Genomic DNA, 13,971 nt, shown 5'->3' on the forward strand with positions numbered 1-13,971 from the left:
CCTGCGCGGGTAAGGCGGGAGGATTTTTCGGTTCGAAATGACGCAATTATTTTTCAGCGTCTTATCATTTTAAGCCGACCGACGGCATCGGCAGGAAATAAGCGGCCGATTAGGCGCTCGCATTCCTGGCGGCGAAACTCAACGGCGCCCATGCCGTATAGGCGGATGCCACGAGCGCTATTTTTTTCATTCTCATTTCCTTGATCAAAATAAGTCAGCGGCAGCATCTTCCTTAACGCAAATAAATAAAAAATCGTGTCGCTAAACGACAGGTTAATGATTATTTTCACCGCCAACGCGATGCTCTTCCCCGGCCGTTGCCCGGCGGTCGGGCGACGGGGTTTACAAGTAATACAAAAAAGTACAAACTGGATTTTTAAGTCCAAATAATCTGGAGCCGGTATGAATCCCCTCTTCGATGCCATTGTTTCTGCCCATCAGCAACTGCGCCCTCAGGTGCGGGTCACGCCATTGGAGCGCAGCGTGCTGCTTTCACAGCAGCTGGGCTGCGAGCTGTACCTGAAATGCGACCATCTGCAGCACACCGGCTCCTTTAAATTTCGCGGCGCCAGCAACAAGCTGCGGTTGCTGGATAGCGAGCAACGCCGGCGCGGCGTGATCGCCGCCTCAACCGGCAACCACGGCCAGGCGGTCGCCCTGGCGGGGCAGCTGATGGGCGTTGGCGTCACGGTTTATGCGCCGGAGACGGCAGCAAGCATCAAGCTAGACACCATCCGCGCGCTGGGCGGCACCGTGGAACGGGTGCCGGGCGATGCGCTGAACGCCGAACTGGCCGGGGAACAGGCCGCCCGCGAACAGGGAAAAACCTATATCTCGCCGTATAACGATGAGCAGGTGATCGCCGGCCAGGGCACCTGCGGCATGGAGCTGGTTGAACAGCTCACCGGCCTGGACGCCGTGTTCGTGGCGGTGGGCGGCGGTGGCTATATCGCCGGCATCGGCACCGTTCTGCGGCAACTGTCGCCGAATACGCAGCTTATCGCCTGCTGGCCGGAAAACGCCACCAGCATGTACAGCGCGCTGGAAGCGGGCCACATCTTCCCGGTGGAAGAGCAAGAAACCCTGTCCGACGGCACCGCCGGCGGCGTCGAGCCGGGCGCCATAACCCTCCCGCTGTGCCAACAGCTGATCGACCGCAAAGTGCTGGTCAGCGAAACGGAGATCAAGCACGCGATGTGCCGGATCGCCGCCAGCGATCGATGGATTATCGAAGGCGCGGCCGGTGTGGCGCTGGCGGCGGCGATCAAGCTGGCGCCGGAATATCAGGGGAAAAAAGTGGCGGTGGTGCTGTGCGGTAAAAATATCGTGCTGGAGAAATACCTCAAGGCCCTCGCCGATGCGCATCCTTAATCGGCAGCAAATCCTCGCCGCGTTCGACGCCGAGGTCATAACCCCGCTGCTGAAGCAGGGTTTTATCGCCTATTCGCAACGGCGGGTGCAACAGCCGCCGGTGCAGCACTTCCTGTTCGAACAGGCCGCTGGCGATTGCTGCATCAAATCCGCCTGGCTGGAAGGCGACGAGCTGTTCGTGGTCAAGGTGTCCGCCGGTTTCTATCGCAACGCCGAACGCGGTTTGGCCAGCAATCAGGGGTTGGTGATGGCGTTCTCCGCCCAGACCGGCGAACCTCGGGCGCTGCTGCAGGATGAGGGCTGGCTGACCGCGCTGCGCACCGCACTGGCCGGCCGCATCGCCGCCGAACTGTGCGCGCCGCCGCATATTCAGGCGATCGGCATGGTCGGCACCGGCCTGCAGGCCCGGCTGCAGCTGCAATGTCTGAAACCGGTGACCGATTGCCGCGAAGTGTGGGTGTGGGGCCGCAACGAACAGGCGCTGGCGGCGTATCGGCGCGAAGCCGAGGCCGAAGGTTTTCGGGTGCGGGTTACGCAGGATGCGGCGGAACTGGCGGCACACTGTCAGCTGATCGTGACCACCACGCCCAGCCGCGAACCGATTTTACAGGCGGCGGATATCCGGCCCGGCACGCACATCACCGCCGTGGGCGCCGACGCGCCCGGCAAGCAGGAGCTGGCGACCGATCTTGTGGCTCGCGCGGACGCGCTGCTGGTCGATGCGCTGGCGCAATGTGCTGACTATGGCGAGATCGCGACGGCTTATCGGCAAACTAGGCTCACTTCAACGCCAATTGTCGAAATGGGCGCCCTCTTGGCGCAGGGTGGGCGGTTGCGAACCGAGCCGCAGCATATCACCATCGCCGATCTTACCGGGCTGGCGATTCAGGATCTGCAGATCGCCAAAGGGGTGTTGGCGGCAAGATAAAGGGGCGCCACAGCGCCCCGTGTTCTCAGGCGTTGAGCACGAACTTCTCGATGGCGCGCGCTACGCCATCTTCGGTATTGGTGGCGGTGACAAACTGCGCCACCGCTTTCAGCTCGGGAATGGCGTTGCCCATCGCCACGCCGACGCCGGCATACTCGATCATCGCCGTATCGTTGGCCTGATCCCCCAGCGTCATGATGTTTTCCCGCGCCACGCCGAGATGCTCGGCCAGCATTCTCACCCCAGCCCCTTTATCGACGTTCTTGTGCAGGATCTCGAGGAAATAAGGCGCACTTTTCAGAATGGTGTAACGCTCGCGCGTTTCCGCCGGGATGCGCGCGATAGCGCGGTCCAGCAACTCCGGCTCGTCGATCATCATCACTTTCGGGAAACGCATCTGGCGATCCATTTCTTCCACGCTGCGGTATTTCAGCGGGATACCGGTCATTGCCGCCTCATGTATGGTGTATTTGCCGATGTCTTTGTTCGGGGTATACAGGGTGTCGAAATCGAACGCCTGGTAGTGAACGCCGAACTCGCGTGCCATCTGCTCGAAGTGCAGATAGTCCTCGAAGCCCAGCGTTTCCTGCAGGATACAGGCGCCATCGGCCGCGCGCAGCACCAGCGCGCCGTTGTAGGTTATGCAAAAATCGCCGGGGCCCTGAATGTCCAACTGGCGCAGATAGTCCTGCACGCCGATATGAGGCCGCCCGGTGGCCAGCACCACGTGCACCCCTTTGCGCCGCGCCGCCGCGATAGCCTGCTTTACCGCCGGCGTGATTTGGTGCTGCGGATCGAGCAACGTGCCGTCCATGTCGATCGCAATCAGTTCAATAGCCATTCAACGCTTCTCCCAGTGGTTTTTTCTCATGCTAACGCGTTTCAGCCTCAGCTGTCAGCGCCAAAAAGGGCGTAAAAAAAATCCGCGCGGGTCGCCCGGCGCGGATTTTCACAGCCATTAACGCATCAGATATCGATGTTCGCCGCTTTCAGGGCATTTTCTTCGATAAAGGCGCGGCGCGGTTCAACCGCATCGCCCATCAGCGTAGTGAACAGTTGATCGGCAGCGATGGCGTCCTTGACGGTCACGCGCAACATGCGGCGGCTTTCCGGATCCATGGTGGTTTCCCACAGCTGCTCCGGGTTCATCTCGCCCAGACCTTTATAACGCTGCACCGACAGGCCGCGGCGCGACTCTTTCACCAGCCACTCCAGCGCCTGCTCGAAGCTGTCCACCGGCTGACGGCGTTCGCCGCGCTCGATGAACGCGCCCTCTTCGACCAGCCCGCGCAGCTTCTCGCCCAGCTGGCAGATCTTGCGATATTCGCCGCCGTGGATGAAGTCGAAGTCCAGCTGATAGTCGGTATCCACGCCGTGGGTGCGGATGCGCAGCGCCGGCTCGAACATCTGGCGCTCGCGGTTCTCGAAGATCACGAAGTCATAGCTGCTGCCGTGCTGCTCTTTGTCGTTCAGCGCCTGCACCAGCGAAGCGATCCAGGTTTTCACCTTGGCTTCATCGCTGAGGTCGCTTTCGTTCAGCGTCGGCTGATAAATCAGGCTGTTCAGCAGCGCGCGCGGGTAGCGGCGCTCCATGCGGCCGATCAGCTTCTGCACGGCGTAGTGCTCGGCCACCAGTTTCTCCAGCTGCTCGCCGCCCAGCGCCGGTGCGCTGGCATTGGTGTGCAGCGTAGCGCCGTCCATCGCGATGGCGATCTGGTACTGATCCATCGCCTCGTCATCTTTGATGTACTGCTCTTGCTTGCCTTTCTTCACCTTGTACAGCGGCGGCTGTGCGATGAACACGTGGCCACGCTCGATGATTTCCGGCATCTGGCGGTAGAAGAAGGTCAACAGCAGCGTACGGATGTGCGAACCGTCGACGTCGGCATCGGTCATGATGATGATGCTGTGGTAACGCAGCTTATCCGGGCTGTACTCGTCGCGGCCAATGCCGCAACCCAGCGCGGTGATCAGCGTCGCCACTTCCTGCGAGGAGAGCATTTTGTCGAAACGCGCTTTCTCGACGTTGAGGATTTTCCCCTTCAACGGCAAGATAGCCTGGTTCTTGCGGTTGCGCCCCTGCTTGGCAGAGCCGCCCGCGGAGTCCCCTTCCACCAGGTACAGTTCGGACAGCGCCGGATCGCGTTCCTGGCAGTCCGCCAGCTTGCCCGGCAGGCCGGCCAGATCCAGTGCGCCTTTGCGGCGGGTCATCTCACGCGCTTTACGCGCCGCTTCGCGCGCGCGCGCCGCGTCGATGATCTTGCCGACCACGATTTTCGCGTCGCCTGGATTTTCCATCAGGTAATCCACCAGCTTCTCGTTCATCAGCGTTTCAACCGCGGTTTTCACCTCGGAAGAGACCAGCTTGTCCTTGGTCTGAGAAGAGAACTTCGGATCCGGCACCTTCACCGACACCACGGCGATCAGACCTTCACGCGCGTCATCGCCGGTGGCGCTGACCTTGGCCTTCTTGCTGTAGCCTTCCTTCTCCATGTAGCTGTTCAGCGTACGGGTCATCGCAGTACGGAAACCGACCAGGTGCGTGCCGCCGTCGCGCTGCGGAATGTTGTTGGTGAAGCAGTAGATGTTTTCCTGGAAACCGTCGTTCCACTGCAGCGCCACTTCCACGCCGATATCATCTTTCACGGTCGAGAAGTAGAACACGTTCGGGTGGATCGGGGTTTTGTTCTTGTTCAGGTACTCGACAAACGCCTTGATGCCGCCTTCGTAGTGGAAGTGGTCTTCACGGTCGGTGCGCTTGTCCTTCAGGCGGATAGACACGCCGGAGTTGAGGAAGGACAGCTCGCGCAGACGCTTGGCCAGAATGTCGTATTCGAATTCGGTCACGTTGGTGAAGGTCTGGTGGCTCGGCCAGAAACGCACCATGGTGCCGGTCTGTTCGGTTTCGCCCACCACGTTCAGCGGCGCCTGCGGCTCGCCGTGGCTGTAAGTTTGTTCGTGCACTTTGCCTTCGCGGCGGATCACCAGCTCCAGTTTCTCCGACAGGGCGTTAACCACCGAGACGCCCACGCCGTGCAGGCCGCCGGAAACCTTATAGGAGTTGTCGTCGAATTTACCGCCGGCGTGCAGCACGGTCATGATGACCTCTGCGGCTGAAACCCCTTCTTCCGGGTGAATGCCGGTCGGAATGCCGCGGCCGTCATCCTGTACCGATACCGAGTTGTCGGCATGGATGGTGACCTGAATGTCACTACAGTGGCCCGCGAGCGCTTCGTCGATAGCGTTGTCCACAACCTCGAATACCATGTGGTGCAGACCGGTGCCGTCATCGGTATCGCCGATATACATGCCCGGGCGCTTGCGCACCGCATCCAGCCCTTTTAATACCTTGATACTTGAGGAGTCATAAGAATTCGACATCAACGTTTCTCGCTCATTTTAGTCCTGTGGTTGAACCTCTATTTTACCCTGTTCCACGCGGAACATCTTGCCCTTTTCACCGGCCATGTCGGTCACTTGTTCAGCGCTGACTGCGCTGACAAAAACCTGGGCCTGGGTGGCTTTCAGGCGATCGGCCAGCAACCGGCGACGGCCGGTGTCCAGCTCGGAGGCAAAATCATCAATCAGATACAGGCAACGCCGCCCGCTCTGCCGGGTGAGAAACTCACCCTGCGCCAAGCGCAACGCGCACATCAGCAGCTTAAGCTGACCGCGCGATAACAAATCCTCTACCGGCGTGCCGTCGGCACGAATGCGAAAGTCCGCTTTATGCGGCCCCACCGCGGTATAGGTCAATGCCCTGTCGCGCTCAAACTGGCGCTCCAGCAGCTCGCCGTAGTCACTCTCTTTGTCCCAGCCGCGCTGGAAGGAGAAGCTCAGGGCGAATTCAGGCAGAAACTGCGCGCAGGTCGCGGTGATATCCGCGGCGATCGCGTCGCTGTATTCCGCCCGCCATTCGCTGATGCGCTCCGCGAGCGGGATCAGTTCCTGATCCCAGGCGCGGATCTGCGCATAGCGACTCACCTGGCGCAGCGCGGCATTGCGCTGCTTCAGTAACCGTTTCAGGTTGCTCCAGGCGGTGAAAAAACCGGGTTCGTTATGAAAACAGCCCCAGTCCAGGAAAGCGCGCCGGAATTTCGGCCCGCCGTTCAGCAGGGTAAAACCTTCGGGGGTGATCAGCTGCATGGGCAGCAGCTGCGCCAGCTCGGCCACCTTGTGGCCGTCACTGCCATCGATGCGTACTTTGCTGTCACCCTGACGGCTCTTGCTCAATCCTACCGACAGCTCGCGCTCCGTACCTTCTATGCGGCCGTGCAGCACGAACTCCGGCTGGTCATGGCGAATCACCCGACCGGCCTGCAGGCTGCGAAAGGCGCGGCCGTGCCCGAGCGTATACACCGCTTCCAGCACGCTGGTCTTGCCGCTGCCGTTGGCGCCGACCAGGAAGTTGAACCCCGGCGCCAGCGCCAAATCCGCCGCCTCGATATTGCGGAAATCTTTAATCAATAAACGCGTCAGAGCCATGCAATCTCTTTACCGATGACGGTGCTGTAATTCAAGGTAACGAGACTACAACCGCATTGGCATGACAACGTAGGCCGCCGCCTGGCTGGCGCCGTCTTCGATCTGCACGCTGGAGACCGAGTCGGTCAACAGCAGGCGCACGTCTTCACACTTGAGCGCGTTCAACACGTCCAGCACGTAGCTGACGTTGAAGCCAATCTCCATCTCCGCGCCGTCGTAGCTGACGTCGAGGATCTCTTCCGCCTCTTCCTGCTCCGGGTTGTTGGCGGTGATCTTCAGCTGGTTCTGGCTGACATACAGCCGCACGCCGCGGAATTTCTCGTTCGAGAGAATGGCCGCGCGGGCAAACGCCTGCTTGAGCAGATCGCAGCCGGCCTCCAGCGTTTTATCCGGGTTCTTCGGCAAGACGCGGCGATAGTCAGGGAAACGGCCGTCAACCAGCTTGGAGGTGAAGATGAAATCGCCAACGTGGGCGCGGATGTTGTTGCTGCCGATCTGCAGCTGCAGCACCGAATCGCCGCCGTCCAGCAGACGCACCAGCTCCATCACCCCTTTACGCGGCACGATCACCGAATGGGACGGCAGCTGTTGGCCGATCGGCATCGAGCACACCGCCAGGCGGTGGCCGTCGGTCGCGACGGTGCGCAGCTCTTCGCCTTCGGTTTCAAACAGCATGCCGTTCAGGTAATAACGCACGTCCTGATGGGCCATCGAGAACTGGGTGGCTTCGATCAGGCGCTTCAGCGTCGCCTGCGGCAAGCTGAACTCCACCTCGCTCTGCCAATCGTCCAGGTTCGGGAAGTCCGCCGCCGGCAGCGTGGACAGCGAGAAGCGGCTGCGGCCGGACCGCACCAGCATGCGCTCGCTCTCCAGCGTGACGGCGATCTCCGCCCCTTCCGGCAGGCCACGGCAGATATCAAAGAATTTGCGCGCGGGCACGGTGGTCGCGCCCGGCTCGTGCGGTTGGGACAGGGCGACGCGCGCCACCATCTCCATCTCCAGATCGGTGCCGGTCAGCAGCAGGGAGCCTTCCGTCACCTGCAGCAGCAGGTTGCCCAGGATCGGCAGGGTCGGGCGGCCGCCCAGCGGGCTGCTCACCTGTTGCAGCGGTTTTAGCAGATGCTCACGTTCAACGATAAATTTCATAGCGCTATGAAGATAATGTTCTGATTAAATTGGAGAAATCTTCTTTGATGTCGTGACTTTCCTCACGCAGCTGCTCGATCTTCCGGCAGGCGTGCAACACCGTGGTATGGTCGCGGCCACCAAACGCATCGCCGATTTCCGGCAGGCTGTGGTTGGTGAGTTCCTTCGCCAACGCCATCGCCATCTGGCGCGGGCGGGCAACGGATCGCGAACGCCGCTTGGACAGCAAATCCGCGACTTTAATCTTGTAATACTCCGCCACCGTCTTTTGAATATTGTCGATGGTGACCAGCTTTTCCTGCAGCGCCAGCAGATCGCGCAGCGCTTCACGCACGAAATCGATGGTGATGGCCCGGCCGGTAAAGTTGGCGTTGGCGATCACGCGGTTCAGCGCCCCTTCGAGCTCACGCACGTTGGAACGCAGGCGCTTGGCGATGAAGAACGCCACTTCGCCCGGCAGGCGGATGTCGTTTTCGTCGGCCTTTTTCATCAGGATCGCCACGCGGGTTTCCAGCTCCGGCGGCTCGATCGCCACCGTCAGCCCCCAGCCGAAGCGAGATTTCAGACGATCTTCCACCCCGTTGATCTCTTTAGGGTAGCGATCCGAGGTCAGGATGATCTGCTGATTGCCTTCCAACAGGGCGTTAAAGGTATGGAAGAACTCTTCCTGCGAACGCTCCTTGTTGGCGAAGAATTGGATGTCATCGATCAGCAAGGCGTCGACCGAGCGGTAGTAGCGCTTAAACTCTTCGATGGCATTGTTCTGCAAGGCTTTGACCATGTCCTGCACGAAGCGTTCCGAGTGCATGTAGACCACTTTGGCGTTGGCCTTGCGCGCCATGATGCCGTTGCCGACCGCGTGCAACAGGTGAGTTTTACCCAGGCCGGTGCCGCCATACAGGAACAAAGGGTTGTAGGCGCCGCCCGGATTATCCGCCACCTGGCGAGCCGCCGCGCGCGCCAGCTGGTTGGACTTACCCTCGACAAAGTTGTCGAAGGTGTGTTTAGGGTTGACGTTGGAGCGGTAAGAGAGCTCGGGTTGCGCCGCCGCGTTGTCCCAGCTCGGGCGCAAAGGCGCGGCCGTGCGCGCCGCCGGGGCCGCAGGGGCACTGCTGACGCTGGCGGTCACGGTCTGGCTGATCACCTGCGTGATCGGCTTGCTGCCGACTTCAAAACGCAGCAAAGGCGCGTCCGTGCCGCAGAAATCATTCAGCAGACCATTGATGTTGTTTAAGTACTTATCGCGAACCCAATCCAGCACAAAGCGGTTAGGCGCATACAGCGCCAGGGTATTGTCACTCAGTTCCGCCTGCAATGGGCGTATCCACATACTAAATTCTGTGGCAGGTAACTCATCCTGCAATCGGGCAAGACACTGCTGCCAAAGCGAAAGTGACACGGCGGACTCCACTCGAACAAGATCAATAAAGAAAAGAAACGGGCAACTTTTTTATAACTCATGATTTTTGACACATACCCGGCATCGGCGGTTTGCCTGTGGGGGATGCGAACCGCCTTTCACGGTTTGTGTCCCTCACGATCCCGGTATGGGGGATCGCGATCGGAATGACGGATCATAGCGCAATCCGAGCAAGAGATCCTCCCCTTCCTCACAGATTAGATCCATTTTATCCACAGGCCGCGGCCGGCGGCGATCTTTTCACCGCCGGCGCCGAATGGCCGCGCAGATCCCGGCCGCTGCGCCGCGTTTTTTACATTGTCAACCGGTTATACCCTGTTATCCACGCCGGATCCGGCGATCGTGCGCAAAGGATCTCACGGGGATCCTTGCGATTTCACCCCGAGTCCGTATAATCTTCGCCCTACGTGTGATACCTGGTTCCTTATGGTGCGTCATTAGCCAGACAGGATTCTGCGGTGACCACGGGCCAAGACCGGATTTTGTTCCGTTATTGGCAGACAACCAGGTAGGCTGGCGCGATGCGAATTGACTCAGGACTGTACAATTATTACAATCCCGCTTCTTTATGTATTGCGATTGAGGCGTCGGTCATCTTCACGCCGAGTAGCCAAACGCGTTTACTGATCAGTAATTATTTTAAGTTTAGGTAGAAATCGCTATGAAACGCACTTTCCAACCGTCCGTATTGAAGCGCAACCGTAGCCACGGTTTCCGTGCTCGTATGGCCACCAAAAATGGTCGTCAAGTTCTGGCCCGCCGTCGTGCGAAAGGCCGTGCTCGTCTGACTGTTTCTAAGTAATAAAGCTAACCCGCTGAGTGGTTAAGCTCGCTTTTCCCAGGGAGTTACGTTTGTTAACTCCCACTCATTTCACTTTCGTCTTCCAGCAGCCACAACGGGCTGGCACGCCGCAAATCACCATCCTCGGCCGCCTGAACCAGCTGGGGCATCCCCGCATCGGTCTTACCGTCGCCAAAAAACACGTCAAACGCGCGCACGAGCGTAATCGGATCAAACGCCTAACCCGCGAAAGTTTCCGCCTGCGCCAGCACGAATTACCGGCGATGGATTTTGTCGTGGTGGCTAAAAAGGGGATAGCGGATTTGGATAACCGCGCGCTGACGGAAGCTTTGGATAAATTATGGCGTCGCCACTGTCGCCAGGCTCCCGCATCCTGATCGGGCTGGTGCGGGCCTATCAGCTCGTCATCAGTCCGCTGCTAGGGCCTCGTTGTCGCTTCCAGCCGACATGCTCTCATTACGCAATTGAGGCATTAAGCAGGTTTGGCATGATAAAAGGCAGTTGGTTAGCATTGAAACGCGTATTAAAATGCCACCCTTTGAACCCAGGTGGCGATGATCCGGTGCCGCCGAAAACCGACGATAACAGAGAACTCTAACGATGGATTCGCAACGCAATCTTCTCCTCATCGCTCTGCTGTTCGTGTCTTTCATGATCTGGCAGGCATGGCAAACGGACAACGCTCCGCAGCCGGCCGCGCAGACCACGCAACAGACTTCGAACGCAGTAGCCGGTGATGCCGCCAGCCAGGCCGTGCCAGCCAGTGGTCAGGGTAAGCTGATTACCGTGAACACCGACGTGCTGTCACTGACCATCAACACCCGTGGTGGCGATATCGAGCAGGCTAAACTGTTGGCCTACCCGGATACTCTGGGTTCATCGACTCCGTTCCAACTGCTGGAAACCACTCCGTCATTCGTCTATCAGGCGCAAAGCGGCCTGACCGGTAAAAACGGCCCGGACAACCCGGCCAACGGCGAACGCCCACTGTATCAGGCGGCGCAGGACAGCTACACCCTGCCGGAAGGCCAGGACGAGCTGCGCATCCCGCTGACCTACACCGATAAAGACGGCGCGGTCTACACCAAGACCTTCGTGCTCAAACGCAATCACTATGCGGTCGGCGTGGATTACAGCATCGACAACAAAGGCGCTGCGCCGCTGGAGCTGACCCTGTTCGGCCAGTTGAAGCAGACCACCGAACTGCCTAAGCACCGCGACACCGGCAGCAGCAACTTCGCGCTGCACACCTTCCGCGGCGCGGCGTACTCGTCCAGCGAGGACAAGTACCAGAAATACGCTTTCGACAAAGACGAAAACCTGAGCGTCACCACCAAAGACGGTTGGGTCGCCATGCTGCAACAGTACTTCGCCACCGCGTGGGTACCGGCGACCAAGGGTGACAACACCTTCTACACCGCCAAACCGGGCGACAACCTGTCCACCATCGGCTTCAAATCTACGCCGGTCGTGGTGCAGCCGGGCGCTCAGCAGCAGCTGAACGCGACCCTGTGGGTCGGCCCGGAGCTGCAGGATCAGATGGCCCAGCTGGCGCCGCACCTGGACCTGACCGTGGATTACGGCTGGCTGTGGTTCATCTCCCAGCCGCTGTTCAAACTGCTGAAGTTCATCCACGGCTTTATCGGTAACTGGGGCTTCTCCATCATCATCATCACCTTCATCGTGCGCGGCATCATGTACCCGCTGACCAAGGCGCAGTACACCTCGATGGCGAAAATGCGCATGCTGCAGCCGAAGCTGCAGGCGATGCGCGAGCGCATCGGCGATGACAAACAGCGCATGAGCCAAGAGATGATGGCGCTGTACAAGTCGGAGAAAGTGAACCCGCTCGGCGGCTGCCTGCCGCTGATCATTCAGATGCCGATCTTCCTGGCGCTGTACTACATGCTGATGGGTTCGGTCGAGCTGCGCCACGCGCCGTTCGCCCTGTGGATCCATGACCTGTCGGCGCAAGATCCGTACTACATCCTGCCAATCCTGATGGGCGTGACGATGTTCTTCATTCAGAAGATGTCGCCGACCACCGTGACTGACCCGATGCAGCAGAAAATCATGACTTTCATGCCGGTGATCTTCACAGTGTTCTTCCTGTGGTTCCCGTCCGGTCTGGTGCTGTACTACATCGTCAGTAACCTGGTGACCATCCTGCAGCAGCAGCTGATTTACCGTGGTCTGGAAAAACGCGGTCTGCACAGCCGCGACAAGAAAAAAAGCTAAGCGTATTGTAGGGGTTCGGCGCGCCGACCCTTGCAGTCACCCCAAAGGCGGTCATTAGACCGCCTTTTTGCATCTTAATCGTCAGAGAGAACCGTTATGAGCACCACCGATACCATCGTAGCCCAAGCCACCCCGCCGGGACGCGGCGGCGTCGGCATTCTGCGCATTTCCGGAAGCCAGGCCAAAGACGTCGCCCAGGCGTTACTCGGCAAGCTGCCGAAGCCGCGCTACGCTGACTATCTGCCGTTCCGCGACGCCACGGGCGCCACCCTCGATCAGGGCATCGCGCTGTGGTTCCCGGGGCCGAACTCCTTTACCGGCGAAGACGTGCTGGAACTGCAGGGCCACGGCGGGCCGGTGATCCTCGATCTGCTGCTCAAGCGCGTGCTGGCGCTGCCTGACGTGCGCATCGCACGGCCCGGCGAGTTCTCCGAACGCGCATTCCTCAACGACAAGCTCGATTTGGCGCAGGCCGAAGCGATTGCCGATCTGATCGACGCCAGCTCCGAACAGGCGGCGCGTTCAGCGATGAACTCGCTGCAGGGGGCGTTTTCCACCCGTATCCACCAGCTCGTGGAAGCGCTCACTCACCTGCGAATCTACGTGGAAGCGGCGATCGACTTCCCGGACGAGGAAATCGACTTCCTGTCCGACGGTAAAATCGAGGCGCAGCTCAACGACGTGATGGCGGATCTGGATAACGTGCGTGGTGAAGCGCGCCAGGGCAGCCTGCTGCGCGAAGGGATGAAGGTGGTGATCGCCGGGCGCCCCAACGCCGGTAAATCCAGCCTGCTCAATGCGTTGGCCGGGCGCGAGGCGGCGATCGTCACCGATATCGCCGGCACCACCCGCGACGTCTTGCGTGAACATATCCATATCGACGGCATGCCGCTGCACATCATCGACACCGCCGGCCTGCGCGACGCCAGCGACGAAGTTGAACGTATCGGCATCGAACGTGCCTGGAACGAGATCGAACAGGCCGACAGAGTGCTGTTTATGGTTGACGGCACCACCACCGCCGCCACCGAGCCGGCGGAGATCTGGCCGGAGTTTATGGCGCGCCTGCCGGGCACGCTGCCGATCACCGTGGTGCGTAACAAAGCCGACATCACCGGTGAAACGCTGGGCCTGACGGAAGTGAACAACCACTCACTTATTCGCCTGTCAGCCCGCACCGGCGAGGGTGTCGATGTGCTGCGCGATCATCTTAAACAAAGCATGGGCTTCACCAGCAACATGGAAGGCGGCTTCCTGGCGCGCCGTCGCCACCTGCAGGCGCTGGAACTGGCGGCACAGCACCTGGTGCAGGGCAAAGAACAGTTAGTGAGCGCTTACGCGGGCGAGCTGTTGGCCGAGGAATTGCGCCAGGCGCAGCTGGCCTTGAGCGAAATCACCGGCGAATTCACCTCCGACGACCTGCTGGGCCGCATCTTCTCCAGCTTCTGTATCGGTAAATAACGCCGCCAGACGCCTTCACGGCCGGGACAAGCCCTTGTTCCGGCCGTTTTTCTTTCCCGCGCTCGCTCTGCGCGCCGGCTCACAGAGCCGCTACCGCCCTCCACGCTATACTGAAAAGTC

The 13,971-nt window shown here is 60.0% G+C and carries 13 protein-coding genes; 7 read left to right on the plus strand and 6 right to left on the minus strand.

What is annotated here, in order from left to right:
- Positions 1 to 53 precede the first annotated feature (53 nt).
- Positions 54 to 386, minus strand: a complete 333-nt coding sequence (locus tag ACUTSC_RS18440; RefSeq protein ID WP_197768353.1) for a hypothetical protein — start codon at positions 384 to 386, stop codon at positions 54 to 56.
- Positions 387 to 402: 16 nt separating this feature from the next.
- Between ACUTSC_RS18440 and ACUTSC_RS18445 the strand changes: the two genes are divergently transcribed.
- Together ACUTSC_RS18445 and ACUTSC_RS18450 are read left to right on the plus strand one after the other, a co-directional pair.
- A complete protein-coding gene (locus ACUTSC_RS18445; RefSeq protein ID WP_197768354.1) occupies positions 403 to 1,371 on the plus strand; it encodes a threonine/serine dehydratase in 969 nt (322 codons plus the stop codon).
- On the plus strand, positions 1,358 to 2,299 hold the full coding sequence (locus tag ACUTSC_RS18450; RefSeq protein WP_197768355.1) for an ornithine cyclodeaminase family protein: 942 nt from the start codon (positions 1,358 to 1,360) through the stop codon (positions 2,297 to 2,299). Before ACUTSC_RS18445 ends, ACUTSC_RS18450 begins: the two co-directional genes overlap by 14 nt.
- A 25-nt stretch (positions 2,300 to 2,324) precedes the next feature.
- On the opposite strand, the gene yidA is transcribed toward ACUTSC_RS18450, so the two are convergent.
- The 5 genes from yidA to dnaA all read right to left on the minus strand — a co-directional run bounded on the left by yidA (position 2,325) and on the right by dnaA (position 9,329).
- Positions 2,325 to 3,140 carry a sugar-phosphatase gene (gene yidA / locus ACUTSC_RS18455; protein ID WP_445653485.1) on the minus strand — a complete coding sequence of 272 codons (816 nt, stop codon included), beginning with the start codon at positions 3,138 to 3,140 and terminating at the stop codon, positions 2,325 to 2,327.
- Between the two features lie 125 nt (positions 3,141 to 3,265).
- Positions 3,266 to 5,680 carry a DNA topoisomerase (ATP-hydrolyzing) subunit B gene (gene gyrB / locus ACUTSC_RS18460; protein ID WP_197768357.1) on the minus strand — a complete coding sequence of 805 codons (2,415 nt, stop codon included), beginning with the start codon at positions 5,678 to 5,680 and terminating at the stop codon, positions 3,266 to 3,268.
- A gap of 18 nt (positions 5,681 to 5,698) precedes the next feature.
- Positions 5,699 to 6,784, minus strand: a complete 1,086-nt coding sequence (recF, locus tag ACUTSC_RS18465) for a DNA replication/repair protein RecF (RefSeq protein WP_033636531.1) — start codon at positions 6,782 to 6,784, stop codon at positions 5,699 to 5,701.
- Positions 6,785 to 6,829: 45 nt separating this feature from the next.
- Positions 6,830 to 7,930, minus strand: coding sequence for a DNA polymerase III subunit beta (gene dnaN / locus ACUTSC_RS18470; protein ID WP_107227539.1), 1,101 nt, complete (start codon positions 7,928 to 7,930; stop codon positions 6,830 to 6,832).
- A gap of 4 nt (positions 7,931 to 7,934) precedes the next feature.
- Entirely contained in the window at positions 7,935 to 9,329 is a 1,395-nt protein-coding gene (gene dnaA, locus ACUTSC_RS18475; RefSeq protein ID WP_071826153.1) for a chromosomal replication initiator protein DnaA, read from the minus strand.
- A 682-nt stretch (positions 9,330 to 10,011) separates the two neighbouring features.
- On the opposite strand from dnaA, the gene rpmH reads away from it, so the two are divergent.
- The 5 genes from rpmH to mnmE all read left to right on the plus strand — a co-directional run bounded on the left by rpmH (position 10,012) and on the right by mnmE (position 13,851).
- Positions 10,012 to 10,152 carry a 50S ribosomal protein L34 gene (gene rpmH, locus ACUTSC_RS18480; RefSeq protein ID WP_000831330.1) on the plus strand — a complete coding sequence of 47 codons (141 nt, stop codon included), beginning with the start codon at positions 10,012 to 10,014 and terminating at the stop codon, positions 10,150 to 10,152.
- Between the two features lie 17 nt (positions 10,153 to 10,169).
- Positions 10,170 to 10,529 carry a ribonuclease P protein component gene (rnpA, locus tag ACUTSC_RS18485; protein WP_004933883.1) on the plus strand — a complete coding sequence of 120 codons (360 nt, stop codon included), beginning with the start codon at positions 10,170 to 10,172 and terminating at the stop codon, positions 10,527 to 10,529.
- Positions 10,493 to 10,750 (plus strand): membrane protein insertion efficiency factor YidD, encoded by a 258-nt coding sequence (gene yidD / locus ACUTSC_RS18490; RefSeq protein ID WP_074181168.1) that lies wholly within the window; start codon positions 10,493 to 10,495, stop codon positions 10,748 to 10,750. Before rnpA ends, yidD begins: the two co-directional genes overlap by 37 nt.
- 2 nt (positions 10,751 to 10,752) lie before the next feature.
- A complete protein-coding gene (gene yidC / locus ACUTSC_RS18495; RefSeq protein WP_141971844.1) occupies positions 10,753 to 12,390 on the plus strand; it encodes a membrane protein insertase YidC in 1,638 nt (545 codons plus the stop codon).
- 96 nt (positions 12,391 to 12,486) lie between these two features.
- On the plus strand, positions 12,487 to 13,851 hold the full coding sequence (gene mnmE / locus ACUTSC_RS18500) for a tRNA uridine-5-carboxymethylaminomethyl(34) synthesis GTPase MnmE (RefSeq protein ID WP_060424359.1): 1,365 nt from the start codon (positions 12,487 to 12,489) through the stop codon (positions 13,849 to 13,851).
- The last annotated feature ends 120 nt before the right edge of the window (positions 13,852 to 13,971 follow it).

This window comes from Serratia sp. TSA_105.2 (assembly GCF_052692115.1).

Excerpts from the sequence above, each read along its gene's own strand:
- yidA (WP_445653485.1), bottom strand. The coding sequence starts at position 3,140 with ATGGCTATTGAACTGATTGCGATCGACATGGACGGCACGTTGCTCGAT.
- yidC (WP_141971844.1), top strand. The coding sequence starts at position 10,753 with ATGGATTCGCAACGCAATCTTCTCCTCATCGCTCTGCTGTTCGTGTCT.
- ACUTSC_RS18450 (WP_197768355.1), top strand. The coding sequence starts at position 1,358 with ATGCGCATCCTTAATCGGCAGCAAATCCTCGCCGCGTTCGACGCCGAG.
- gyrB (WP_197768357.1), bottom strand. The coding sequence starts at position 5,680 with ATGTCGAATTCTTATGACTCCTCAAGTATCAAGGTATTAAAAGGGCTG.
- yidD (WP_074181168.1), top strand. The coding sequence starts at position 10,493 with ATGGCGTCGCCACTGTCGCCAGGCTCCCGCATCCTGATCGGGCTGGTG.
- ACUTSC_RS18445 (WP_197768354.1), top strand. The coding sequence starts at position 403 with ATGAATCCCCTCTTCGATGCCATTGTTTCTGCCCATCAGCAACTGCGC.
- rpmH (WP_000831330.1), top strand. The coding sequence starts at position 10,012 with ATGAAACGCACTTTCCAACCGTCCGTATTGAAGCGCAACCGTAGCCAC.
- mnmE (WP_060424359.1), top strand. The coding sequence starts at position 12,487 with ATGAGCACCACCGATACCATCGTAGCCCAAGCCACCCCGCCGGGACGC.
- recF (WP_033636531.1), bottom strand. The coding sequence starts at position 6,784 with ATGGCTCTGACGCGTTTATTGATTAAAGATTTCCGCAATATCGAGGCG.
- dnaN (WP_107227539.1), bottom strand. The coding sequence starts at position 7,930 with ATGAAATTTATCGTTGAACGTGAGCATCTGCTAAAACCGCTGCAACAG.